At 62.6% G+C, this 24836-nt stretch carries 26 protein-coding genes; 10 read left to right on the top strand and 16 right to left on the bottom strand.

Translation table 11 applies throughout. The annotated features are described in order from the left end of the window. Positions 1-86: 86 nt before the first annotated feature. The 6 genes from AC244_RS33665 to AC244_RS33690 form a co-directional block, all read right to left on the bottom strand. Positions 87-659 carry an inositol monophosphatase family protein gene (locus AC244_RS33665; protein ID WP_053253170.1) on the bottom strand — a complete coding sequence of 191 codons (573 nt, stop codon included), beginning with the start codon at positions 657-659 and terminating at the stop codon, positions 87-89. Then, complete coding sequence (locus AC244_RS33670; RefSeq protein ID WP_082367334.1) at positions 656-1678, bottom strand: sugar phosphate isomerase/epimerase family protein; 1023 nt, start codon at positions 1676-1678, stop codon at positions 656-658. The genes AC244_RS33665 and AC244_RS33670 overlap by 4 nt, the downstream gene beginning before the upstream one ends. A gap of 55 nt (positions 1679-1733) precedes the next feature. Continuing rightward, entirely contained in the window at positions 1734-2792 is a 1059-nt protein-coding gene (locus AC244_RS33675; protein WP_053253172.1) for an ABC transporter ATP-binding protein, read from the bottom strand. Positions 2793-2794: 2 nt separating this feature from the next. Then, positions 2795-3583 (bottom strand): ABC transporter permease, encoded by a 789-nt coding sequence (locus AC244_RS33680; RefSeq protein ID WP_053253173.1) that lies wholly within the window; start codon positions 3581-3583, stop codon positions 2795-2797. Then, complete coding sequence (locus tag AC244_RS33685; protein WP_053253174.1) at positions 3580-4464, bottom strand: ABC transporter permease; 885 nt, start codon at positions 4462-4464, stop codon at positions 3580-3582. The genes AC244_RS33680 and AC244_RS33685 overlap by 4 nt, the downstream gene beginning before the upstream one ends. Before the next feature lie 68 nt (positions 4465-4532). Further along, positions 4533-5639, bottom strand: coding sequence for an ABC transporter substrate-binding protein (locus AC244_RS33690; protein ID WP_053253175.1), 1107 nt, complete (start codon positions 5637-5639; stop codon positions 4533-4535). Positions 5640-5870: 231 nt separating this feature from the next. Between AC244_RS33690 and AC244_RS33695 the strand changes: the two genes are divergently transcribed. After that, positions 5871-7355, top strand: a complete 1485-nt coding sequence (locus AC244_RS33695; RefSeq protein ID WP_053253176.1) for a PLP-dependent aminotransferase family protein — start codon at positions 5871-5873, stop codon at positions 7353-7355. 310 nt (positions 7356-7665) lie between these two features. Here the strand turns inward: AC244_RS33695 and AC244_RS33700 are convergent, their stop codons facing one another. The 9 genes from AC244_RS33700 to speB form a co-directional block, all read right to left on the bottom strand. Continuing rightward, the gene (locus AC244_RS33700) at positions 7666-8280 is read right to left on the bottom strand and encodes an NUDIX domain-containing protein (protein WP_053253177.1); all 615 of its coding nucleotides are present in this window, start codon (positions 8278-8280) and stop codon (positions 7666-7668) included. Positions 8281-8612: 332 nt separating this feature from the next. Beyond that, complete coding sequence (locus AC244_RS37030; RefSeq protein WP_152976231.1) at positions 8613-8822, bottom strand: hypothetical protein; 210 nt, start codon at positions 8820-8822, stop codon at positions 8613-8615. A 30-nt stretch (positions 8823-8852) separates the two neighbouring features. Next, positions 8853-10538: a choline dehydrogenase gene (betA, locus tag AC244_RS33710; RefSeq protein WP_053253179.1), complete on the bottom strand. Its 1686-nt coding sequence runs from the start codon at positions 10536-10538 to the stop codon at positions 8853-8855. A gap of 17 nt (positions 10539-10555) precedes the next feature. Next, positions 10556-12019: a purine-cytosine permease family protein gene (locus AC244_RS33715; protein WP_053253180.1), complete on the bottom strand. Its 1464-nt coding sequence runs from the start codon at positions 12017-12019 to the stop codon at positions 10556-10558. Between the two features lies 1 nt (position 12020). Next, the gene (locus AC244_RS37805; RefSeq protein WP_152976232.1) at positions 12021-12191 is read right to left on the bottom strand and encodes a hypothetical protein; all 171 of its coding nucleotides are present in this window, start codon (positions 12189-12191) and stop codon (positions 12021-12023) included. 102 nt (positions 12192-12293) lie between these two features. Beyond that, entirely contained in the window at positions 12294-13184 is an 891-nt protein-coding gene (locus AC244_RS33720; RefSeq protein ID WP_053253181.1) for a polysaccharide deacetylase family protein, read from the bottom strand. Beyond that, positions 13181-13918: an SDR family NAD(P)-dependent oxidoreductase gene (locus AC244_RS33725; protein WP_053253182.1), complete on the bottom strand. Its 738-nt coding sequence runs from the start codon at positions 13916-13918 to the stop codon at positions 13181-13183. Before AC244_RS33725 ends, AC244_RS33720 begins: the two co-directional genes overlap by 4 nt. Then, positions 13915-14697, bottom strand: coding sequence for an SDR family NAD(P)-dependent oxidoreductase (locus AC244_RS33730; protein WP_053253183.1), 783 nt, complete (start codon positions 14695-14697; stop codon positions 13915-13917). Before AC244_RS33730 ends, AC244_RS33725 begins: the two co-directional genes overlap by 4 nt. A 4-nt stretch (positions 14698-14701) precedes the next feature. Then, on the bottom strand, positions 14702-15673 hold the full coding sequence (gene speB, locus AC244_RS33735) for an agmatinase (RefSeq protein ID WP_053253184.1): 972 nt from the start codon (positions 15671-15673) through the stop codon (positions 14702-14704). Positions 15674-15766: 93 nt separating this feature from the next. Between speB and AC244_RS33740 the strand changes: the two genes are divergently transcribed. The 7 genes from AC244_RS33740 to AC244_RS33775 all read left to right on the top strand — a co-directional run bounded on the left by AC244_RS33740 (position 15767) and on the right by AC244_RS33775 (position 23201). Then, positions 15767-16699 carry a LysR family transcriptional regulator gene (locus AC244_RS33740; RefSeq protein ID WP_053253185.1) on the top strand — a complete coding sequence of 311 codons (933 nt, stop codon included), beginning with the start codon at positions 15767-15769 and terminating at the stop codon, positions 16697-16699. Positions 16700-17073: 374 nt separating this feature from the next. Then, positions 17074-18417 carry an extracellular solute-binding protein gene (locus tag AC244_RS33750; RefSeq protein WP_053253187.1) on the top strand — a complete coding sequence of 448 codons (1344 nt, stop codon included), beginning with the start codon at positions 17074-17076 and terminating at the stop codon, positions 18415-18417. Positions 18418-18492: 75 nt separating this feature from the next. Further along, the gene (locus AC244_RS33755) at positions 18493-19383 is read left to right on the top strand and encodes a carbohydrate ABC transporter permease (protein WP_053253188.1); all 891 of its coding nucleotides are present in this window, start codon (positions 18493-18495) and stop codon (positions 19381-19383) included. Positions 19384-19390: 7 nt separating this feature from the next. Then, positions 19391-20278, top strand: coding sequence for an ABC transporter permease subunit (locus AC244_RS33760; RefSeq protein WP_053253189.1), 888 nt, complete (start codon positions 19391-19393; stop codon positions 20276-20278). 42 nt (positions 20279-20320) lie between these two features. Continuing rightward, the gene (locus AC244_RS33765; protein WP_053253190.1) at positions 20321-21448 is read left to right on the top strand and encodes a sn-glycerol-3-phosphate import ATP-binding protein UgpC; all 1128 of its coding nucleotides are present in this window, start codon (positions 20321-20323) and stop codon (positions 21446-21448) included. A 28-nt stretch (positions 21449-21476) separates the two neighbouring features. Beyond that, positions 21477-22391 carry a sugar phosphate isomerase/epimerase family protein gene (locus AC244_RS33770; RefSeq protein WP_053253191.1) on the top strand — a complete coding sequence of 305 codons (915 nt, stop codon included), beginning with the start codon at positions 21477-21479 and terminating at the stop codon, positions 22389-22391. 420 nt (positions 22392-22811) lie between these two features. Then, entirely contained in the window at positions 22812-23201 is a 390-nt protein-coding gene (locus AC244_RS33775) for a hypothetical protein (RefSeq protein ID WP_053253192.1), read from the top strand. 77 nt (positions 23202-23278) lie between these two features. Here AC244_RS33775 and AC244_RS33780 read toward each other — a convergent pair whose 3' ends face one another. Continuing rightward, positions 23279-24055, bottom strand: coding sequence for a protocatechuate 3,4-dioxygenase (locus tag AC244_RS33780; protein WP_053253193.1), 777 nt, complete (start codon positions 24053-24055; stop codon positions 23279-23281). 413 nt (positions 24056-24468) lie between these two features. Between AC244_RS33780 and AC244_RS37345 the strand changes: the two genes are divergently transcribed. After that, positions 24469-24606, top strand: coding sequence for a hypothetical protein (locus AC244_RS37345; protein WP_161807934.1), 138 nt, complete (start codon positions 24469-24471; stop codon positions 24604-24606). Between the two features lie 52 nt (positions 24607-24658). Beyond that, on the top strand, positions 24659-24836 hold a 178-nt coding region (locus AC244_RS36070; protein WP_152976122.1), incomplete at its 3' end, for a transposase.

Here is a 24836-nt window from a genome sequence, read left to right on the forward strand (position 1 = left end):
TATCCTCTGTCATGGTCCGTCCTTTCCTTGCTGGGGCTCGGCTCGGCACTCCCGAGCAACCCCCGTTTGCTTTACAGCTGCAAAGACTAGGGCGGGCCGCCGCTCAGACCACGGTCATAACGTCTAGCGGCTAATGCCGTGAAGCGGTCATGGCGCTTGCGGTCGAACTGTTCGAGCGCGGAGGTGTAGACGATCGCCTGATTGAGGGCCGTCCTGCCGCTGGTGCGTATCGGTTCGCCGTTGAGCGTTGCCTGCACGCCGCTGACGCCCAGCCAGCGTTCCCCCGTAATCGGCTGATTGATCATGCCGAGCACAGGCACCCCGCGATGTAACAGGGCGATCTGCGTGCCGAAGGCGAGCGAGCCGGAGACGAAGGATTTCGTGCCGTCGATCGGATCGAGCACCCATACCCATTCCGCATCCGTCCGGCATGAACCGAACTCCTCCCCCCGGATGCCGTGATCGGGAAAATGCGCCTCGATCATCTGCCGCATTCTCGCTTCCGCGTCGCGGTCGGCGATGGTGACGGGGCTGGCGTCCGCTTTGGTATCGATCTCCAATCGCTTACGGAAATGCGGGCGGATCAGGTCGGCGGCGGCGTCCGCCATCGCGTGAGCCAGCGCCAGCAACGCTGGCGGGCAGCTTTGCTCTTGGGTCATTCTTCGATCCTTTCGGCTTCGGTCGCGATCTCACGCAACAGCGTTCTGACGGTCTCGACCTGTGTGCGAGCGGCGGCGGCCTCCTGCCGCAGGCGCGCTCCCAGATCGCCGCTGCCCACCTCCGTGAAGCTCGCAAGGCGGGCGGGAATGAAGGGGTCCGGCCCGTCTGAGGGGAAGCGCAGGGCCGGTGCGAAATAGCCCTCCTCCTCCTCAAGCCCGAAGGCCAGAACCTGCGGCCGGTCGTCGCCCAAGAGCAGCAGGTGCAAGAACATCGCCTCAAGCGGCAAATGCCCCTCGCCGGTCCGGCAGGCGAGATGCGCCCAGCCGCAGCGATCGGGCTGGATGAGGCAATCCTTCACATGCACCTCGGTAATATACGGCGCCTGCGCCGCAAGCGCAGGCAGCGGCAATTCATAGGCGTTGATCATGTTGCCGAAATCGAACAGCAGGCTGAGGCGCGGATTGGCGACGGTTTGCAGGATGTGAATCAGTTCTTCCGATTTCAGATCCTCGTGCTGTTCCAGCGTGTAGCGCAGCCTGCCCTCGGGATCGAAGGCCTCAAGGCGGCGCAGGTCCGCGATCGTCCAGTCGATGATCTGGGAAACATGTCCCTCGTAGCGCGGATAGCAGCGAAGCGAGGTCGCGCCGGCGGCAAGCGCGATGCGAACGGTGTCCGAAAACCCGGTGGCTTCCGTCGTGCTGGTCTCGACATGCAGCTCCAGCCCCAGTCGTCCCACCGCCTCGCCGAAGGCGCGCAGGGCGTCGTCGCACATCCGGGCGAGGCTGGCCTGTTCGCCGTCCTCCACATGGATCTTCACGCCGGAGAGTTGCTGCGCCTCAGCGAATTCGGCGAGATGCAGCGGCGTCATGCCGCCGAAGCGCATGTTGAGATGAAAGGCATAGGCATGGGCAAACAGCGGCGCGCTGCGCGCCCGCGTGGCAAGCCGGGCGCGGCTTGTCGCGGGAAGGGCTGCTATTTTTGCCCGCCAGTCCATTTGGGGCATGGCGTTCCATGGCATATCCGTCACGATGCCGGCTCCTCCGCAAGCGATCGAGGTGGTTGAAGGTTTTTCGTCAGGCGGCCAGAACCAGCAGGTCGCGGTCCGACACGCTGACCTCGACCGGCGTGCCGACCGCGGGCGGCGGCCTGTCGGGCCGGTTGAAGGTATCGAGCGAAACGAGTTGGCCGGCGACCGTCACGCGGATGCGGATCACCGAGCCTAGGAAGTGCACCTCGGCGATATGGCCGGCGAGCACGACACTGCCGTGCTCCCTGCGCCCCAACGCCACCGTTTCCGGTCGCAACGCCAGGCTGATGCGGTCGCCCACCCGGCCGGGCAGCGTCCGGTTCAGCGCCACCGGCACGTCGCCGAGCCGGATGTGGCCGGCGGCGGCATCCATGAGGTCAGCGTCGAGAAGGTTCAGCGTGCCGACGAACTGTGCCACGAAGCGCGTTGCCGGCCGGTTGTAGATCTCGAACGGCGTGCCGACCTGATCGGCCACCCCCTGATGCATGACAACCACGCGATCCGACATGGACAGCGCCTCCTCCTGATCGTGCGTCACGAAGATGGTGGTGATGCCGAGGTCACGCTGGATGCGGCGGATTTCTTCGCGCAGACTAACGCGGATTTTTGCGTCGAGCGCCGACAAAGGTTCATCGAGCAGCAGCACCTGCGGGCGCACTGCAAGCGCGCGGGCCAGCGCCACGCGCTGCTGTTGACCGCCGGAAAGCTGGAAGGGATAGCGACTACCGAGTCGCGGCAGGCCGATCAGCTCCAGCATCTCGGCGACGCGTTTGGCGGTCTCGGTCTTGCCCTCGCCCGCTACGCGCAGGCCGAAGCCGATGTTCTGCTCCACCGTCAGGTTGGGAAAGAGCGCATAGGCCTGGAACACCATGCCGATCTTGCGCCGGTTCGCGGGTGCGGCGGTAACGTCCTGTCCGTCGATGCGGATCGCGCCTGACGTCGGCGTTTCGAAGCCCGCCACCATGCGCAGCACCGTCGTCTTGCCGCAGCCCGAGGGACCGAGGAAGGAGACGAACTCGCCCTTTTCGATGCCGAGATTGAAATCCTTGACGACGCGCAGCGCACCGAAGGATTTTTCCAGATGATGAATGTCGAGAAAGGCCATGATCAGCGCCTCACGGTGGAGAATTTGGAAAAGCGGGTGAAAAGCTGGATCAGCCCCATGCAGGCCCAGGTGATGATGAAGGCGACCACCGCGAGCGCCGAGGGCTCGTAGGCGCGGTTGCCGCCCATCCAGACCATGTAGGGTCCGAAGGAATTGACGTTCAGCAGCGCGGCAAAGACGTATTCGCCGATAACGATGGCGAAGGTCAGAAAGGCGCCCGACAGCACCGAGACGAAGACGTTCGGCAGGATGACGATGGCGAGGATGCGCGACCAACCTGCCCCGAGGCTTTGCGCCGCCTCGGTGAGGCTCGCGATGTCGATGGTGCGCAGGCCGGTGTCTACCGAGCGGTACATGTAAGGCAGCGACAACGTCGCATAGCCGAACAGGAGCAGGATGTTCGTACCCCACCAGCTTCCCGTCAACGGCAGGATCGAGGAGGTGTTGTAGATGCGGATATAGCCGAAGACGATGACGATCGGCGGGATGACCAGCGGCAGCAGCGTGATGAATTCCACGATGGGGCGCAGGCCGGGAAAGCGCAGCCGCACGAAATAGGCCGTCGGCACGACGATCAGGATGCCGAGCACGATGGTGAGCAGCGCCAGCCCCACCGAATAGCCGAAGGTCTGCTGGAATTGAGCGTCGGTCAGCACAATGCGGTAGGCCTCGAAACTGTAGCCGTCGCGCTGCATACGCAGCGAGAAATCGAACATCCCGACCAGCGGCAGCAGGAAATAGAGCCCGCCGAGCACAACGGCGAGCCAGGACCAGAGGCGTTTTCCTGTCATTTGACCCACCGTTCGGCGCGCATGCGCAGGAGGATGTAGATGCCGTTGGCGATGGCGGTCAGCACGATCATGGCAAACGCGATGGCGTAACCGAGATGAGGATCGTTGAGCACGTCGCCGCGGATTTGGGCGAAAAGCACGATGGGGGCGATGGAGAGCGACGAGCCGGTGAGTGCGATCGCCGTGGCGACGGCGCCGAAGGCATTGGCGAAGAGCAGCGCCAGCGTGCCGAGCAGCGACGGCCACAGCACCGGCAGCGCCACCATGCGCCAATATTGGAAACCGCTGGCGCCCAGGCTTTCGGCCGCCTCGCGCCATTCACGTCGCAAGCCCTCCAGAGCGGGCGTGATGATCAGCACCATCAGCGGAATCTGGAAATAGAGATAGGTAAGCGCCAGCCCGAGGAACGAGACGATGTTGAAGCCGGAGCCGTAGAGATTAATACCGAACCAGTGGCGCAGCAGCAGTGTCACGAAGCCGAGACGGCCGAGCGTGGCGATGAAGGCGAAGGCGAGCGGCACGCCGGCGAAGTTCGAGGCCACACCCGAAAAGGTGAGGATGGCGTTGCGCAGCAAGCGCGGCAGGTCGCCGAGCGTGATGGCGGCAGCGATGAAGAAGCCGAACAGGCAGCCGAGCACCGCCGTCAGCAGGCTGAGCTCGATGGAGATCCAGAAGGCCGCCCGGATTGACGGCGAGAAAAGCTTGCCCAGGTTTTCCAGCGTCGCCTGCCCCTCCGCATTGCGGAAGGCGCCGATGACGATGTTGAGCGTGGGCAGGATGAGGAACAGCGTCGCAAAAAGAAAGAAGGGAGCGACCCCGAACCAGTTGAGAACCTGCCGCGGCCTAAGGACGGCCGGCAGGGATGCGGCGCTTGTCGTCATCGGATTTTTCCCCGGAGCCGTTCCGGCATTGCCGGAACGGCGTGAAAAGAGGGACGGAGCTTCCCGCCTTACTTCACGTTGGCGCCGACGACCTTGTCCCAGCCTTCAACGATGGCGGTCTTGTTGGCCGACAGCTCATCCACGGTCGGGAAGATGGCCTTTTCGTAGGCTTCCGCCGGCGGCAGCTTATCCAGAAGCTCCTGCGGGAATTTGCCGGCCTTCAGCATGGCGTTAAAGCGCGCTGGGTGGCAGTAGCCCTTAAGCCAACCGGTCTGGCCCTCGTCGGAATAGAGATATTCCATCCAGAGCTTGGCGGCATTGGGATGCGGGGCATAGGCTGAGATCGCCTGCACATAGACACCGGCCACCACGCCGCTTGCCGGTACGACCACGTCCATCGGCGGATTGCCCTTCAGGCCGTCGCGCCAGGCGAGCAGGTTGTAGTCCCAGGCCGCGACGATCGGGGTCTGGCCTTGCGCGATGGTGCCGGCCTTGCCGAGCACCGGCACGAAATTGCCGGCCTTGTTCAGTTCAGCAAAAAGCTCCAGCCCCTTGGTACCGGAGTCTGCGCCCGGCTTTGCACCGCGCGAAATGCCCGCCGACATCAGCGCAAGGATGGCCTGTGCCGAGGAGCGCGGGTCGCCGGTGAGCGCGACCGCGCCTAAATATTCTGGCTTGATGAGATCGGCCCAATCGGCCGGCTGTGTGTCGAGAAGGTCCTTGTTCACGCCGAAGGCCATGACGCCGTAGTAGTCGCCGTACCAATAGCCCTTCTCATCCTTGATGTTGGCTGGGATTTCGTCCCAGGTCGCCACCTTATAGGGCTGAAGCAGGCCCTCTTCCGCGGCCGCCGGGGCGAAGGCGAGGCCGAGGTCGACGACGTCGGGGGCCTGCGATCCCGTATTGCCCTTGTTGGCGCGGATCGCCTCCAGCTCGTCGGCGGTTCCGGCATCGGGGTTGAGTTCGTTGACGGTGATGCCGGGATACTTGGCCTTGAAGCCTTCGATGACCTCGCCGTAGTTGCACCAGTCATGCGGGAGAGCGATGACCGTCAGCATGCCTTCCTTCTTGGCGGCCGCCACGAGTTCTGCCGGGGCCTCGGCGCGGGCAAGGCCCGGCAGCGCGACAGCCAGGGCAAGCGTGGAGACGAATGCGCGTAATACATGCTGGTTCATGGAATCCTCCTATTGGCCGTCTGCGACGGATCGTGGGCGATGGCTGCTCTGTCTGTCCTTGCATCCGGTCGTCGACGCTGCCGTCTGTCCCGGTTCCCCTCGCACCTTGTCTGCGTCCTTACGAAGGGCTGCATCGGTGCGTTTTCGTGTAAGGACAGGATGTAACAATTGGACAACAATCAAACGTCCATTATCGTTCATTCTACTGTACCAATTTTCGGAGGCACGCCGTTGGCCAAACAGCTCGAAGGCCCGATCCTACCCTTCCTTCGCCTCGACGCCGCAGTCGCCCTGCCGAAATTCCGCCAGGTGCAGGACCAGCTGCGCATGGCGATCCTGCGCGGGCACCTGCGCGCAGGGACCCGCCTGCCTGCAAGCCGCATTCTTGCCGAAGAACTGGGCCTGTCGCGCCAGACCCTGGTGCGGGTGCTGGAGAACCTGAAGGCCGAGGGATATCTGGAAGCGCGGCAGGGAGCCGGCACCTTTGTCTCGGCGGCCCTGCCGCGGCAATTGACGAAACAGCGCTTCATGCCGACCCGCGGCGATGGGCCGGATATCGCATTGCCCCGACTGTCGCGGATCGGCGATCTGTCCCGCGACGTGTCGGCTGAAATCGGCCAGATGGAGCAAAAACCCTTCCTGCCCAACCAGCCGGCGCTCGACCGATTTCCCTTCGCTGTCTGGCGCAAGTGCTGGAATGCGGTAACGCGCGGCGGCAAGGCGGCGGCCATGGGCTATGGCGATGTTGCGGGCGAGTTGGTGCTGCGCCAGAGGATCTCTGAATACCTCGCCCTGCATCGGCGCGATCCTTGCGATCCGGAGCAGATCGTCATTACGCCCGGCGGGCATGCCGCTTTCACGCTCGCCGCGCTGGCGCTTGCCAATCCCGGCGAAGGAATATGGTTCGAGGACCCAGGCCCCGTGACCACCAGCAACCTGTTCCGCACCCTCGGGCTTCGCCTCTGCCTGGCCGATGTCGATGCCGACGGCATGGATGTCGAGGGCGTCATGGCGCGCCATCCCGACGCGCGGCTCGCCTTCGTCATGCCATCGCGCCACCATCCGCTCGGGGTAACGCTATCGCTGCCGCGCCGGCTCGCCCTCTTGGAATGGGCACGGACGAATGATGCGTGGGTTATCGAAGACGACTACGACAGCGAGTTCCGCTACGACGGCGCGCCGCTCCCCTCCATGCGCTCCATCGACAGCCATGACCGGGTCATCTACGTGGGCAGCTTCAGCAAGGCGCTCTATCCGGGCATCCGCGTCGGCTATCTCGTGCTGCCGCCGCAGCTCATCGGCGTCTTCCGTAATCTCTCGGCATTGATCCACCGCAGCGTGCCGGTGGAGACCCAGCTTGCGCTTGCCGAATTCATCGGCGGCGGCCACTTCGCCAGCCATCTGCGGCGCATGCGCAGCCTCTATGCAGAGCGCCGCGAGGCCTTCATCGCGACGGGACGGGCGACACTTGGCGGCGCCGCACGCATCGACTGCTCCGACAGCGGGCTCAACGCGCTTGCCTGGCTGGAAGACGGCCGAAATGACCGGGCCGTACAAGGCGCCGTACGCGATGCCGGGCTGCAATGTTATCCACTGTCCGACTATGCGATCGCCACGGCCCGGCCCGGCGCACTCATCCTCGGCTATGCCGGCGTTCCGACGGATCGTATGAAGCCCTATCTTCTTCGCCTGGCCGAGGCGATCGCCCGAACATGACGGCGCAACGGCGACGACCTAGCTCAGGAACGCCTCGATGGCGATGGCCCATTGATGCGACGCCTCGGTGTTGTCGCAGCCCCGTCGGGCGATCACATACCCTATGCCTCGCAACATCTCCTGGCCCCAAACCCTAGCGACGGATCGTGCGCAGCGGGGTGCCGCTGCGCGAACTTGGTGATCACGCCAGACCGGTTCGGACAAGGACACGCTTCTACGGGCTCCTGCCCGAGCCGAAACGGGATCAGGCATTGCCCGGCTCTATGATCCCGGCGCTCCGTTGCAGATCGGCTCGAACCTGCGAGCGAGGTCAGCGCAAAGCGCCGGCCTCATTTGCCTTTGCCTTGGAGAAAAGGTTCAAGGCGGCGTACTGCAACAACATGATCGTCTTGCCATCCCGGATTGCGCCCGAGCCGATCATCGCAAGCGCCTCGTCAATGCCAAGTTCCAGGACGGCAATATCCTCGCCCTCGGCCTCGTTGCCACCACCCGCCGACGTTTGGTCGCCAGGTTGGTACTCGCCAACGAAGAAGTGCAGCCGCTCGGTTACCGATCCGGGGCTCATGAACGCCTCGAACACCTGACGCACATCGCGCACGCGAAAACCCGTCTCCTCTTCCGTTTCCGCGCGGATGCGGTCCTCGGGCTCGGCATTGTCGAGGAGCCCGGCCGGCGCTTCGATAAGCAGGTCGTCGTGACCGTTAACGAAAGCGGGGTAGCGGAACTGACGGGTGAGAATGACGGTGCGCCGCCTCGGATCGTAAAGAAGAATTGTCGCACCGTTCCCCCGGTCGTAGGTCTCGCGCGACTGCCGCTGCCAGTTCCCGTCACCCCGCTGGAACGAAAAGGTCGTCTTCTTCAAGACGTACCAGTCATCGGAAAGGACAGTGACATCCTCCACGCGAACCCGGTGTGCAATGCTCATGATGGGCCTCCTTCATATTTGTCAGGTCGACCGTGGTCATTGCGTCCTTTGCCGCACGCCACGATTCGTGCACAATCATGCAATGTCATGCGTTTTCGTGCAATCACGGAGTCACATCCTCGCGTCGCAGCGCCAGGCGTTGATACTGAGAGATCTACGCCACGGCGGCCGCCTGGCGGTGAAGAGTTCAGTCAGTGGCTAGGAGTGATCGGTTCTTTCTCCAGAGCATCAGGGTGAGGTCGACCGGCCACCAACCTTGCGCCGCCCACTTGTCGTGGCGTTCGCTGATGAGATTGTTCGCTGCGGCCGCGGCCGTCGTTGAGAGCGGCAGCTTACTCGTCCCGCATCTCAGCAGGCGGATGCGCGACCTTGCCGCAGGCCCGAAAGGCCAAGCCACGCGCAAGGTGGCACATGACCTTTCGGATACCGTCGGCGATCAGCAAACAAGCGACGGTCTCCACGGAGAGCTGGCGCCCCCGAGGCCCGTCCGGCGCATCATCGCTGTCCCGCCGGGCAACGACATAGCCGATAGCACGTAACATCTGTGGCTCCCTTGCCGTCTCAACCGGAGGTCATTGCCGGGCCGCGCGCATCGGCTTCCCGCTGCGCTGTGTCACGCCGACGCCGGGGGCCACGCCGACTTCCGCATTGGAGGCGGCAAGCAACGGTTTGCCGCGCACCATGTCAGAGGCGCGCTCTGCCAGCATGATCGTCGGCGCGTTGAGGTTGGCGTTAGGCTCCGAGGGGAAGACCGAACTGTCGATGACCCTCAGGCCGCCGATGCCGCGCACCCTGAGATCGCTGTCGACCACGGCCAGCGCATCCTCGCCCATGCGGCAGGAACCACAGGGATGGTAGGTGCTTTCCATGGTCTCGCGCACCCAGGCATCGATCTCGTCGTTGTTACGCACATCCCTGCCCGGAGCGATCTCTTCGCCGCGGAACCGATCAAAGGCCGGCTGCGCGATGATTTCGCGCGTCAGCCGCAGGCAACGGCGGAAGCCTTCGCGATCCTCCTCCCGGTCGAGGTAGTTGAACAGGATATCCGGCTGCTCATGCGCCTCCGGCGATCGGAGCCGGACATAGCCCCGGCTCTTCGGCTTGTTCGGTCCGGTCAAAACCATGAAGCCGTGGCCATCGAGCGGCTTTTTGCCATCGTAACGCATGGCGGCAGGCAGGAAATGGAACTGAACATCGGGCCATTGAAGCGATGCGTCGGAGCGGATGAAGCCGCCGCTTTCGAAATGGTTGGAGACCGAAAGCCCCTTCTTGAACAAGAGCCATTCGGCGCCAATCAAGGCGCGGCTCAGGATGCCCATCTTGCCATTCAGCGTGATCGGCTCCTTGCAGGCATATTGGACATAGACCTCGGAATGGTCCTGCAGGTTCTCCCCGACGCCCGGCAGATCGTGCAGCACGGGCACGCCCGCCTGCCGCAGGACCGATGCCGGGCCGATGCCAGAACGCTGCAGGAGGTGCGGCGAGCCGATCGGGCCGGATGAGATGAGCACTTCGCGGCTCGCCCGGGCGACATGGCGCACACCGCCAAGCTCGTACTCGACGCCGACGGCGCGCTTGCCTTCGAGAAGCACCCGCCGCGTCATCGCGTGGGTAATGACCGTCAGGTTCGGCCGGCTCATCGCCGGCTTCAGATAGGCGTTGGCGGTCGACCAACGCACGCCGTCCTTCACGGTCATGTGCATCGGCCCGAAGCCCTCCTGCATATATCCGTTCGGATCGTCGGTGGCGATGTAGCCCGCCTCACGGCCGGCATCGACGAAGGCCCGGTAGAGCGGGTTCTTCATCTTGTTGCCGGCATTGGTCGCAAGTGGCCCGGAGGCGCCGCGATAGGCGTCGCCCCCATCCTGCCAGCTTTCGGCACGCTGGAAATAAGGCAGGCAATTGGCGTAGCGCCAGCCGCGCGCCCCCAGTTCCTCCCACTCGTCGAAGTCGCGGGCATGGCCACGCATGTAGACCAGTCCGTTGATCGAGGACGATCCGCCGATGACCTTGCCGCGCGGGCAATGCACGCGCCGGCCGTCGAGGCCGGGCTCCGGCAGGGTCATGTACTTCCAATTGTACTTCGTTCCGTTCATCGGAATGGAGAGCGCCGTCGGCATCTGAATGAAGATCGACTTGTCGCTGCCGCCGAACTCGAGCACGAGGACCTTCGTGGATGGGTCCTCCGACAGGCGATTGGCAAGCACGCAGCCGGCCGAGCCCGCACCGATGATGATGTAGTTGTATGTGTCGCTCATAGCGGTCTTCTCCGGTGTTACGGGTATTGGCCCCAGCCACGGCCACGGGCGAAGAGCCGGGTCAGGACGTAGTGGACGGCACCTGCGGCAAGGCAGGAAGGAACGGAGGCGGTCAGGTATTTGAAGGCCGGTAGGCTCGCGAGTGTCTGCGGATTGAAGACGGCGACATAGACGATGAAGCCGACCGCAAGGGCGAAGAGCCCGATGGGGTTGAAGCCAGCCCAAAAGCGGTAGGGCCCGTTTTCCTGCGGCCCGTGCAGGCTGCGCATGTCGAGCTTCTGGCCACGCAGGAAGAAGTAGTCGGCGATGCCGATACCGGCGAGCGCGGAGTTCAGTGCCGAGGTCCACACCAGGAAGATGAAGAAGCCGTCATACATCTGCGGATAGAAGATCACGAGCCCGAACGGGATGAGGCAGAAGAGGAACAGGATCATGCCCCAGGAGATCGCGCGAACCGACGCAGTTCCGACCTGCCGCAGGCCGACGATGGAGGTGTAGAGGATGTTCGCCATCGAGGTCATGTTGGCGAAGGCGACGAAAAGCAGCGCAACGATGCCGATGATCGGGCCAGCAATCTTCGTCATCCAGATCGTCGGATCACTTTCTCCGAGTGCGACCGCCGCAAGAAGGCCGACGATTTCGCCAAGTGCGGCCGCACCGAAGATGCCGAGGATGTTCGGCCAGAAAGCCGTGCGCTCGTTCTTGGTCAATCGCGCCAGGTTGCCGATATAGGGCCACCAGGAAAAGCCGGCAGCAAGATTGACCTCGACCGCAACGATGAAGTTCAGCGTCTTGTCCTCGAAGGGCGGAGCGAGCGCGGGCAGCGCCAGAAGCTCGCCGATCGAATGGTGGCTGAGGATGAGATAGAGCATCGCCACCATCAACAGCACCAGCGCCGGTGACACGACCATGTTGAAGAACTTGATCGAGGTCGGTCCCTTGGCGACGATGAACCAGGTGAGCAAGATGGCGCCGATGGCGGCGATGATCATCTTCACGCCGGTCGGATTGGCCGCCTCGCCGGAACTGAGTGCCATCAGCCCGTCGATCGAGCGACCGAACATCATGGCGAGAACGGCAAGCCAGCCCATGGTCAGGATGACCACGGCCAGCACATAGACGACGCGGCTGCCGTTGTAGCCGAACTGGCTGCGCAGCGCGACGAACTGCTCGACGCCGTAGCGGCCGGACATGGTGGTGGTGGCAAGCGCCGTCAGTACGACGCCGACGATGTTGCCGATGACGATCGCGGCAATGCCCTCCTTCGGCCCGACGAAAAGACCGACGGAACCGCCGATCAGAAAGGCCCAGGTGGCAATCGCCAGCGCCGAATTGGCGTAGGTGAATTCCCAGAAGCCCCAAAGCCGCTCGGATGGCAGAAGCGGCGCATCGCCGCGCTCGGCAGCAGCGCGGTGGCGGGCAGCCTCCTCCCGTTCGGTTTCTAAGGTTGCAAGGCTTTCAAATGCGACATGGTCAGTCATCTCATGCCCCCCAGATCCAGAAGCCGACGACGAGCACGAGCGTCAGCACGGTCATGCCGGTATAGTCGAGCGCGGTCATCGTGCCCTCGAAACGGTCTCCAGCCTCGATGTCCTCATAGACGCGGGCGCGCCGCGTCAGTTCCTGCTGCCAGGCGATATCGTTGTTTTCCATCGTCGTTCCCCTTTTCGCGTCGCGCCTTCTGGCGTCTTTCCGCGAAGACAGTCGCGGCTCCATCAGCCGCCGATCTCTAGAGGCGGGCGAGCCGCCCCCGGCCTACCGAACCTTTACGGGTTGGGTATAGAAGGGCAGTCGGTCGATCCTCGGCGACCAGCTGCCGTTTTCGACAACACGCCGCACATGGGCGGCGATCTCCTCCATCGGCGCGAACCAGACGTCGCCGCGCAGAAGTACCTGCTCGAGAAAGCGAAGCACCACCTCCCAGCGCGCCAGCCGCCCGGTGGCGAAGGGATGCACGACCGGCACCCAGAGCGCGCCGTGGCGGTAGGCGGCCTCGAACTCCTGCGCGAAGGCGGCAAAGCCCTGCTCCGGCGCGCGGATCGGCATCATGTAGTCGAGGTCCATCGACTGAACATATTGCGGCCAATCGTCGAGTCCCCAGTGCGAGGGCAGTTCGACGAGGCGTCCGGCATCGCACTCCAAGAGGTAGGGAATGTCGTCGCCCATCAGCGAGGCGTCGTAGTCGAAACCGCGCGACACCAGGAGGTCGGCAGAGCGATGGGAGAAGTTGTAGAGCGGCGCCCGCCAGCCGCGCGGGCGCTTGCCGCTTGCCTTGACGATCACCTCGATGCCGCGGTCAAGCCAGTAGGCTTCGTCCTCGTCAGGAAGTTCACGCGGGTGCTCGTGCAGGAAGCCATGATGGGCAAGCTCGTGGCCGCCTTCGAGGATGGCGTCGATCGCCTCCGGGTATTGCTCGATGCACCAGGCGGGCACGAAGAAGGTCTGCCTGATGCCGAGCTGGCGATAGCTTTCGACGATACGCGGTATCGCGACCTTCGGGCCATATTGCAGCATCGAGATCGCCGAGACGCGGCTGTGCCCGTCCTCAGGGTGAGCGATATGGATGAGGCTGTCGGCATCCATATCGAAGGTAATGCAGGCGGCACATTTGGCGCCGTTCGGCCAGGGAATGGGGTTCGCGATCATGGCATGATGCTCCCGCCATTGCTGCCGACACCTTGGCCGGTGAAGTAGCGCCCTCCGGACCCGGCGAGGAACAGCGCCAGTTCGCCGATCTCCTCGGGCTTGCCGAAGCGAGCGAGTGGAATGGCCAGTTCCTTCGCGCGCCATTCGGCGCTCATGTGCGCGGCCCCCAGCATCTCCGTGTCGATCGGGCCGGGGCAAATGGCGTTGACCAGGACGCGCGGAGCGAACTCCTTCGCCCAGGAACGCACCAAGCCTAGCACGCCGTGCTTCGAAGCGACGTAGGGCGAAAAGGTCTCACGGCCGTAGTAGGCCATGTCGGACGCGATCAGGATGAGACGGGCCGGCGCTTCCATGGTTCCTTCCATCAGGCCCAGTGCCATCTTGCCGACGAGGAAGCTGCCGCGCAGGTTGATGGCGATCACGCGGTCAAAATCGGCAACGGAGGTCTCGAGCAAAGGCGCCTCGTGGATGACGCCAGCGCAGTGGATCACGACATCCAGACCGCCGAACTTTTGCTGCACCGCGTCGCCGACAGCGACGACGGCGCTTTCGTCGGAGACGTCGCAGGCAAACGCGAGAACCTCGGCCGCCCCTGCCCGTGCCGCCACATCCGCGGTCTCCTCGGGTTGGCGAATATCGGCAAGTGCCACGCGCGCACCCGAGGCGGCGAAAGCGGCGGCGCAGGCTGCGCCGATGCCGCGATAGGCGCCGGTGACGAGAACGCGCCGGGTCATGCCATCACCTCGCCACGGTCGAGCATCAACGCCTGGCCCGTCATATCCTTGGCGCCGTCGGAGGCGAGGAAGAGATAGGGCGCGGCCAGGTCCTCCGGTTCCAGAAGACCGGGCAGGACCTGGGCGCCGACGATCTCAGACAACAGGTCTTCCTCGCTGCGGCCCGTGCGCAACGACATGTTCTTGAGCGACAGCATCGCCGCCTCGGTGCGCACCCAGCCGGGACAGACGGCGTTGACGCGGATGCCCCTGCCCCCGAGCTCCTTGGCCATCACTCGCATAAAACCGAGATTGGCGTGCTTGGAGGCGATGTAGGCGGAGAACTCCGGCACTGCGACCCGGCTCCAGATCGATGCGGTAACGATGATGCGACCGCCATCGGCCATATGCGGCACCGCATGGCGGGTCACATAAAAGGTACCGTTTGTGTTGATGTCGGTGATGCGGCGGAACGTGTCCTCGACCCCGTCACTCGCCTCGGTGAGCGGCGTGATGCGCTCCAGCCCGGCATTGTTGACCAGCACATCGACGCGGCCGAGCGGTGCGAGTGTCGCCTTGACGGCAGCGCTGTCGGTGATGTCGCATTCGAGCGCCGCGATCTTGCGGCCGAAACGAGCCGACATCTCGCGGGCGGCCTCGTGGATTCCGGCGCCGGAGGAAAGGATCGTCACCTCGGCCCCGGCGGCGGCAAAGCCTTCGGCCACTGCGCGGCCGATGCCGCGGCTCGCACCCGTCACCAGCACATGTTCACCGGAGAAGTCGTAAGCGATGCGCCCCATGATTTCAGCCTCTCCTGGCGTGCATGAGGCGGCCGATGAGGTTCATCAGCACCTGTGCGGCAAGGATCGAGGTCGAGCCGGAATGATCGTAGTCGGGTGCGACCTCGACCAGGTCGATGCCGACGATCGTGCCGCGTTTGGCAAGCGCTGCGAGGATCTCCAGCACTTCATAGTAGATGAAACCACCATGCGACGGCGTGCCGGTGCCGGGGGCAATCGAGGGATCGAAGCCGTCGATATCGATGGTAACGTAGTAGCGCGCGCCGGCGGGGACGCGGGCGGCGACCGTTTCCGTGCCGAGCGCCCGGATCTGGCGCACCGACAGGATATCCGAGCCCATGGCGCGGGCATCCTCGTAGCCTTCCTTCGCGGTCGAGGAGACGTTGCGGATGCCGAACTGCGAGAGCCCGGAGACATAGGACTTTTCGGCGGCACGGCGCATGGGGTTGCCGTGGCCGTAACGCACCCCATGGCGCTCGTCGACGAAATCGAGATGCGCATCGATCTGAACGATATGGATCGGGCCGTTCTCGGCGCAGTTTTCGGCAAAGGCGTTGATGCAGGGAATGTTGACCGAGTGGTCGCCACCGAGCACCACCGGCAGCGCACCGGCGGCGAGGATCTTGCGCACGCCGAATTCGATATTGGCGTGGCTCTTCATCGTGTCGGTATGGACGATGTCGGCGTCGCCGATATCGACGATCGAGACCTTGTCGCTCGGCAGGTAGGTGACGTCGTCCTCGTGGTCGTAGGCGCCGCCGTGCCCGAAGGAAAACAGCGTCGAGGCTTCGCGAATGGCGCGCGGCCCGAAGCGGGTGCCGGCGCGCCATTGCGTGCCGCAGTCGAACGGCGCGCCGAGGATCGCCACATCCGCATCGATCGCATCCCAGTCCGGCTGATAGGGATACTTGCCGAAGGTGCAGATGCCGACGAACGGCAGGTTCAGCCGTCCGGTTTCATAGGAATTACCCGCCATGTCTCTCCTCCTCAGGATGAAGGGAGTGTGACGGAAGGCCGATACGCTTAAAAATATCTATGATTGGATGTTTAGTTGTGACTTAATCAATGAATGATCAACAAGGTTCGCCACCGCATTCTTAATCTTTCGCTCGGCGATGCGGAGCTCAGGCTGCTGCGCGTGTTCGCCTCCGTCGTGCAGCATGGCGGCTTCTCGGCCGCCCAGACAGCACTCGGGATGACACAGGCGACCATCTCTACCCACATGCGCCATCTTGAGGAGCGGCTGGGTCTTCGCCTGTGCAGCCGCGGACGCAGCGGCTTCCTGCTGACCGACGAAGGACGGCTTGTCTACGAGGCGACGCTGGATCTCTTCAGTTCGCTGGAAAATTTCCAGAGTCGCGTTGGCGAGGCACAGGGGGAGCTCACCGGTAACCTGACCTTCGGAACAGTGGATGCGATGATCACCAATCGAGATCTCGACCTCCAGGGCGCGCTTGCCGCCTTCCACCGGCAGGCGCCGCGTGTCCACCTCGAAATCGACGTCGCCGCGCCGCAGGTGCTGCATCAAGGCCTCCTGAACGGCGGCTACCAGATCGTGCTGATGCCGACGGTCGGCAGCGTCACGCCGCATTTCCGCACCCGACCCGTGTTTTCCGAGGTGCAGAAACTCTATTGCGCCGAAGGTCACCCGCTGTTCGAGACGCCCGACGAGGCCCTCACCGACGAACTCCTGGAGGCGCAATCCTTCGCCGGCCGCACCTACATGCTCACCGAGACGATTTGCGGCGTCAATTTCCATTGGGCGGCCGCAACGCCGCATATGGAGGGCACGCTACTGCTTCTGCTTTCGGGCGCCTATATCGGCTTCCTGCCCGATCACTATGCGGACGAATGGGTGCGCAACGGTCGCCTGAGGCTGCTTGCCCCGGAGCGCATGACCTTCGAGGACACGTTCCACATCGCCTATCCGCGCAACAAGCCATCGCGGGCAGCCGAAACACTGGCCCAAACCATCACAGAAAGCGTGCGCAAGCCGCATTGATACCCTCTCAGCCCATGGATTGCTGACAGGTTGCGGTCCCTCACCTCCGTTCGGCCGTGCGCACCGACACGCCGGATTCGGCGGCGATATCGACATGTCGGCGCTACTCGAGCCGCGCAGCGACAAGCATCCTGCGCTGCCGATCGGGCAGTTCTTCCATGATCCGCATCAGGCACCGCACCCGGTCCTGGTCCTCAAGCTGTTTTTCCGACCGTGGCTTTCGTCAGGTGCCGATCCTCGCGGCTGCGCGGATCAAGTTTCATCGTTTCATCATGGAGATTGGCACGGACTGTCATAGTCGGATGCTAGCAGAGGCCCGGCTTCATTCGTGTCACCGATTGGTTGGCCCATCCTATCTGCAAGGAGCATTTGCAATGAGAATCTCCGTTACTCAGTCCTTTATCGCAGGCCTTCTGGCGGCCACCACGCTCGGTGCTTCGCCAGCTGCGGCCGAAAAGACGAAGTTCGAATTCTGGTACGGCCTTTCGGGCGATCTTGGAGAACGGGTCCAGGATGCCTGCAAGAAGTTCAACGATAGCCAGTCCGAATTCGAAATCGTCTGCACCTCCCAAAACGGATACGACACGACCCTGCAAAACACGATTGCGGCCTACCGCGCCAAGAAGCAGCCGGCGATCACGCAGATCTATGATGCCGGTACCCTGGACATGATGCTGTCCGGCGCATTCGTGCCCGCCAAGACGCTGATGGCCGACAATGGCTACACGATCGACTGGAACAATTATTTTGGCGGCATCGCCAACTACTATGCAACCGCCGGCGGCGAGTTGAACTCCTTCCCCTTCAATTCCTCGACCGCAATGTTCTATTACAATGCCGACGCCTTCCAGAAGGCTGGCGTGGACTTCAAGCCGGACACCTGGGAACAGGTCGAGGAAGCGGCCCGCAAGCTGAAGGCTGCCGGGTTCGAATGCCCGCTCGCCTTCAACTTCGACACATGGCCGCTCATGGAGCAGTTCTCGGCCATCCATAACCAGCCGATCGCCACCAAGGCGAATGGCTATAACGGACTGGATGCCGAGCTCGTCGTCAACAAGACCAAGTTCGTCGACCACGTGAAGTTCTTCAAGAAAATGGCCGATGAAAAGCTCTTCGTCGTCAAGACCAAGCAGCTCGGCATGGATACCGTCCCGGCCTTTACATCCCAGACCTGCCAGATGGTACAGACCTCGATCGCCGACCATGGCACCATCGGCAAGTCCCTTCCCGAGGGTGTGAAGTGGGATGTTGCCATGTTGCCCGTATGGAACGGCACGGAGCGTCAGAACTCGCTGGTCGGTGGCGCGTCCCTTTGGGTGCTGGCTGGCCGTCCGGAAGCTGAATACAAGGGTGCGGCCGCGTTCCTCAACTACATCGCGACACCGGAAATGGCCGAATGGTGGTCGACGGTGACGGGCTACATTCCGGTGACAAAAACCGGTTTCGACGCCATGAAGTCCAACGGGTTCTATGACAAGGCACCCTACAAGGGACGGGAATTCGCCATCCAGAGCCTTTCCTTCACCCCAACGTCGGAAAACACCCGCGGTATTCGCCTGGGCGGGTTCACGCAAATCCGCAAGGAATTCGCAACGGCCCTCGAGGCGATCTTCATGCAGAACGCAGACGTACAGGCTGAACTCGACAAGACGGTCGAGCGCGGCAACGCCGTACTGCGTCGCTTCGAGAAAACCTACGCCGGACAGACGCTGAACTAAAACCTGATCCGTCCGGAGCCTGCCGCAGTAGTGGCAGGCTCCGATTGCTTTTCTTACGCATCGGAATTTGCACATATGGACAAGCGAGCGGCCTTTCGCAGCTGGTGGTTGCCCAGCCTATTCGCCCTGCCGCAGATCATCCTGATCCTGCTCTTTTTCTATTGGCCGGCAGTTGCCGTGCTGCGGTGGGCATTCACGCTCGAGCCGCCCTTCGGGGGAGCTGCGGAATTCGTCGGCCTTGCCAACTTTAGGGAAGTGTTCGCCGACCCGCTCTACTGGAATTCCGTGGGGGTCAGCCTGGCATTTGCCCTGTGCGGAACCCTGGCCACGATTTTTATCGGCCTTGTCCTTGCTCTTGCGGTCGACCGGCAGCTGCCCGGTTCCGCGCCATTCCGGTTCCTCTACATCCTGCCTTACGCGATTGCCGGGCCCGCCGCTGGCATGGCCTTTCGTTTCATCCTGTCGCCGGAGCGTGGGTTGATGGCGTCGGTCAACGCGTCTTTTCCGGACTTCTGGAATCCGGCCAAGTACGGCAGTCACGCCCTTATCCTCGTGATTGTCGTCTTCGCGTGGAAATGGGCGGGCTACACCTTCATCTTCCTTCTCGCGGGTCTGCAGTCTGTACCGCGATCGCTTATCGAAGCTGCCGCGATGGACGGCTGCGGCCCGATCCGCCGCGCGGTCGACATCCAGATACCGATGCTGGCACCGACGCTCTTCTTCCTGCTCGTGATCATGATGACGGAAGGTTTCGTTGGCGCGGACACATACGGCATCGTCGCACGCACGACCGATGGCGGCCCGAACCACGGCACGGATGTGATGGTCTACCGCATCGTCGAGGAGGCGTTCCGCGGATTGAATTACTCCGGCGCGTCGGCCCAGAGCCTCGTGCTCATCGGTCTCATCATGATCTTCACGTTCATCCAGTTCCGCTTCATCGAGCGCCAGGTCCATTACAAGTGAGGCTATCATGATTCAGCGGACTCCTTTCGCCAACGCCCTCACCTATGGCGTGATGATCTTCGGCTTTCTCCTGCTCATAGGTCCCTTCGTCGTCATCGTGTCGGGTGCCAGCCAGACATTTCAGCAGGTCAACTCGATACCCTTCAGTTTCCTGCCCCAGGATCGCCTGCTTGAAAACATGAGCGCCGCCTGGACGCGAGCGAGCCTCGGTACGGCGATGCTGAACAGCTTCGTCATGGCCAGTCTGGTGACTGTCGGCAAAGTCGCGCTGTCAGCGCTGACCGCCTTTGCCATCGTGTTCTTTCGAACCCCGCTGAAGGGCTTCTTTTTCTGGATGGTGTTCATCACCCTGATGTTGCCGCTCGAGGTGCGCGTCGTGCCCACCTACGCGGTTGCCGCCGATCTCTTCCAGCCTGTTCGACTTCTCATCTCCGCCGTGACCGGCTTCGAGGTTTCCGTCGACTGGAACCTTCTCAACTCCTACGCCGGCCTCACGCTGCCGCTGATCGCCACGGCGACGGGAACGTTCCTTTATCGCCAGTTCTACCTGACCCTGCCCGACGAGCTGGCCGAAGCCGCGCGGATGGATGGATCAGGCCCGATCCGCTTTTTCATCGATATGCTCCTGCCGCTCTCGCGCACCAACATGCTGGCGTTGACCACGATCATGTTCGTCTACGGCTGGAACCAGTACCTCTGGCCCCTCCTGATGGTGACGGACCCTCAATACAAGACCACGATGATGTCGCTGGTGGCACTCCTGCCGTCCGACAACGGCACGCCGGACTGGAACGTCACGCTTGCCGGTTCCCTGATCATCATGCTGCCTCCACTGGTCGTCGTCGCAGTGTTGCAGCGATGGTTCGTGCGCGGCCTCGTGGCCACGGAAAAATGAACCCGCTTTCCCCAACCAGCATAAACAAAGAGGTCCGCGCTCATGGCTGACATCGCAATTCGCGCCGTGCGTAAATCCTACGGCAAGACCCCCACCTTGCATGGCATCGACCTTGCCTTTGCATCGGGAGAGTTCGTCGTGATCCTCGGTCCGTCCGGCTGCGGAAAATCCACGCTCTTGAGGATGATCGCGGGTCTGGAGGAGATCACCGCGGGTGAGATCGCCATCAACGGCCGGGTCGTCAACAGGCTTGAGCCACGCGAGCGCGGTTGCGCCATGGTGTTCCAGAACTACGCCCTCTATCCGCACATGACCGTCGCGGGCAACATCGGATATGCCCTGAAGGTGGCTGGCGTACCAAAAGCTGAGCGCCTCCGCCGGATCGAGGAGACAGCCAGGATCGTCGGGCTCGTCGACTATCTCGACCGAAAGCCCGCAGCACTCTCCGGCGGCCAGCGGCAACGCGTCGCCATGGCGCGCGCGATCATCCGCGAACCGAGCGTATTCCTCTTCGACGAACCCCTGTCGAACCTGGACGCCAAGCTGCGCGTCACCATGCGGGCTGAGATCCGCAAGCTCCATCAGCGCCTGTCGGCGACGTCCATTTTTGTCACGCACGATCAGGTAGAAGCAATGACGCTGGCAGACAAGCTGGTCGTCATGAACAAGGGCGTCGTCGAACAGGTGGGCCAGCCGCTCGACATCTACCATCGTCCGGCAAGCATCTTCGTCGCCTCCTTCATCGGTTCGCCGGCGATGAACCTATTTGACGCTCACATCAGCGTCGACGACGCCTGCCTGGCATTCGGCGGCACGAAGGTAGCGATCGATAAGGCTCTTGCCGCACGCCTGGGCGAAAGACATGTGACCGTGGGCATCCGTCCGGAACAGTGTGTCGTTACGTCTGAGGCAAGAGGTATCTCGATGAAGGTGGACTTCGTCGAGGAGCTCGGATCTGGCCGTGTCGTCCATTCGGAATTGGATGGCCACCCTTTTGCAGCCTGTGTCGATGAGGAAACACTCGTAAGGCCCGGCGATCGGATCGCGCTGGAACTGCCACTGGCACACCTGCATGTCTTCGACCGGGAGACCGGTCGACGTATCGAGCTTGAATTCGAGCCGAGAAGTGGCCGCAGTGCGACCAAGCGGCAGATGCTCGAAGCAGTCTGATCATCGCAACATCGAAGGAAAGATGGCAATGAACGAAATCATATCCGCCGTGGGCTTTTGCAATCGGACCGGCAAGGGAGACCTGTCGACCCTTGACGCTTCCTTGCGCGAAATTGCCGAGACCGGCGCCGATGCCTGCGAGATCGGGATCTACGGCGAGGAAATCATCACCGGCGGTCGCCTCATCGAGGATCGGCTGCAGCGCGTCGCCGACATAACCCGGCAGTACCCGTTCAAGAAGCTCTCCCTGCACGGCCAGATCGTCTCCAATTTCATGGACCGTAGACACCTCGGGCTGCAGAAGAAGGTCGTTCGGGCAATGCTCGAGCTGTGCAATCGCCTAGAGGCAGGCATTCTCGTGCACCATTCCGGTGCGGCCCAGCTCGCCGACGGAGAGAACGCCGCGGATCTCGACCGGATGGAACGCGATGCGCTGGCGGAAATGGCCGGCATCGCAGGACAATACGGCGTGCGCATCGCCCTTGAGAACATCTTCACGACGGAAAGCGGTCAGTATCGGCAGACGCCGAGCCAGGTCGCGGAAACCGTGCGCTCGATCGGTTCGGACAATGTCGTGGCGCTCATCGACTTCTCGCACGCCTATATCGAGGCCACTTACCGGGGGCTGGATTTCCGCGAACAATTGCGTGCAATGGCCCCGGTGACTGGCCATCTGCATGTCCACGACAGTTTCGGACTGCCCAATTCGATGAAGCATTTTTATCACCCGGCCGAGGCGACCGCGTTGGGAATCGGCGATCTGCACCTGCCTGTCGGCTGGGGCGACATTCCATGGGAGGACATTTTCTCCGAGCTTACCTTCCTCCCGGATACGACGCTGATCATGGAGATCAACGCCGAGCGTTTTGCCGACCAGCAACCAGCTTGCCTGGAGCGCGCAAGGGCCCTGGCCGCCCGGCTTGGCCTTCGCGCCGCAGCCTGACCGCTGCACAAACCTCCCACCTCCTGGCGGCACTTTCTCCTGCTGCCAGGATGCTCGCCTGGTGCAGCACGCGTCAGAGTAGCAATTATCAAAGAAACCGCGCCCGCCCGCTCCGCAGGCGCGGTCTCTCATCCTTGCGGCTACCCCACAGCCGCAACGATTCCGCCTGGAGCTCGCCACCCGATCGGCAGGACGGGCTCCGCGCCTACCGATGTATGCGCGAAGATGGACGGCATCCTGTCGCAAGAACGGGGCGCCTGCTGAGACGATGCCTGCGCGGCAGGCGACGATACGCTGTCTGCCTGCCAACGATAGTCCCGTTCGGGCGGGCTTCTTTCTGTCGACGAAAACGAGGTCCGCTATCCAGGCCTGCTTGACGCGCTCGCACGCTGCCATATCTTCGTCGAGAGGAGAAAGAGTATGCTCAGTGAACCTGGAGCGAACGGTGAGGTCGATACGGTCAATGAGCCAGGCACGCGTTGGCTGGCGCCACAAGGCATCGCTGTCGAGATCCTGCATCCTTCGCTGCTCACAGTGCTTGAACAACGCAGCGACATGGAGGACTTTCAAGGCTATCTAGCCCGTGTCTACGAAATGCCGGGAGATACTTTAAACGGCTTCTTTCACATTGCCGTCAATCCGACGACATCCGAGGCCGCCGGCCTGCATACCGTCAGTCTCGTCATGGGCGAGAGGTATTCGGAAGACATCGAGCTCGCGATCGGGCCAATCTGGCTCGATGCGCGCGACGAAAACGAAGCGGCGGCCGAACTCTACGAAATCTTGAAGGATGTCGGCCGGCTCGCCTGAACCTACCCGCGGACCCTTTGCGACGTTTTCGGCGATTGACAGCCCATGGAGCAAATCTCGCAAAATCTGCCCGATTTCTACGGGCTAACGACGCCGATGGTGTAACTCGCTTGTAGAATGCCGATATCGAGCCTTTCGACGTCGAAGATGAAACCCGACGCCTCCGCCGCGGAGAAGACGCTGTCGCCGCCGTTCATCGTATCGCGCTGCGGGCGCGCGGCGTAATCTGGGTGGCCCTGATAAACAATATCGCTAAGCGTGTCATCAAACAGGAGTTGTGTGATCAGCAGCTCCTTGCCTTCGACCACGACACGCAAATGGACATGGACGGCACGGCCACTGTACCAGCCAGGATATACGGTGAGGAAATTCACACGGCCATCGGCATCGCTGATCTGCCGGCCTCGCAGGAACGAGACGCTGCTGGCGTTTTGATCCTCCGCATTGCACATCCGTGCTGCACGCCCGGAATAGACGCCTCGGGTATCGGTATGCCAAATCTCGACGTCCGCACCCTCTATCGGGCTGCAGTTCTCGGATCGGACAAGGCGCAAGCTGATGCGGGTGGGCAATCCGTTGACGCCTTCCGTCACGTCACGTCGAACGGGGACGTCATTGGTATGGCAGGGACCCAGGGTCTGCGCGAGGGTGGTGATGCATTGGGGCTGCTCACGAAACACCGGATCAGGCAAGTCAGCGGGGATTCCGGCAGTGCCACCTGCTCGCAGGCCCGACGCCGTCCAGTCGAAACTGTCACGGGACACCGCATCGCCGCTGCCGCTCCTGGAGAGGAAGGCAACGCTCGCTCCTGCCAGAAAAGCACTGCCTCCGAGAATGATGGTGCGTCTTCTCATCGCCCTGGCCGTTCCTAAAGCGCGGGATGAAGATCACGCCCGCTATAGACCAATAGACCAATAGCGACAGTGAGCAAAATTACGTTTTCGTCACACGAAGCGGCGCCTCGTGCGCATTACTTCTGCCCAGTATGTCAAAGTTAATTGTGCGCACGTGGGCACTGCCTATGATCATGAGGAAGAGGTACGACGTCGGCCAGTCGACTCGATGCGATCAAGGATTTCGAGGCGATCGAGGATATGTATCGCACGCTTCACGCTTTGCTCGATGCGCGTCTTGTGACGATGGCAGGGCTCGGCCTGCAGGAATGCTCTGAAGGACTTCACTGAAGTCGCGCGCAATTCAGTTGGCGAAGGCCCCCGCCGACTTTCCGGCTTACCAGCGACAATTTATACCAAAACGGAGGTTCACCATGTCGCTACCCGACACCCCACGCAACCTCGGCTCCGTGGTTCACGGTTGGAACGCTCGCTACGACCTTGAGGAGTTCATCAAGGCATATCACCTGCCTCCCCGTACGCATCCGAGCAGGGCCGCATTGCGGATGTGAGTGAGACTGTGGATTCTCTGTCTATATAGACGGCAATATAGACGGTGCTTCAATGGACATCACAAACGATCTCTCAGGGCGTTTCAGCCGGATGGAGATTATAGATAGCGGCCGTCGCCGGCGTTTCACGGATGAAGCGAAGCTGGCGATTGTGGCGGAGAGTTTTAATGGCCCGCGGCAGGTCACGGCCACGGCGCAACGTCACGGGATCACGCGCTGGCAGTTGAACG

Origin of the sequence: Ensifer adhaerens (assembly GCF_001270265.1) — a bacterium.
In the GTDB taxonomy this organism is placed as follows: Bacteria; Pseudomonadota; Alphaproteobacteria; order Rhizobiales; family Rhizobiaceae; genus Ensifer; species Ensifer adhaerens_B.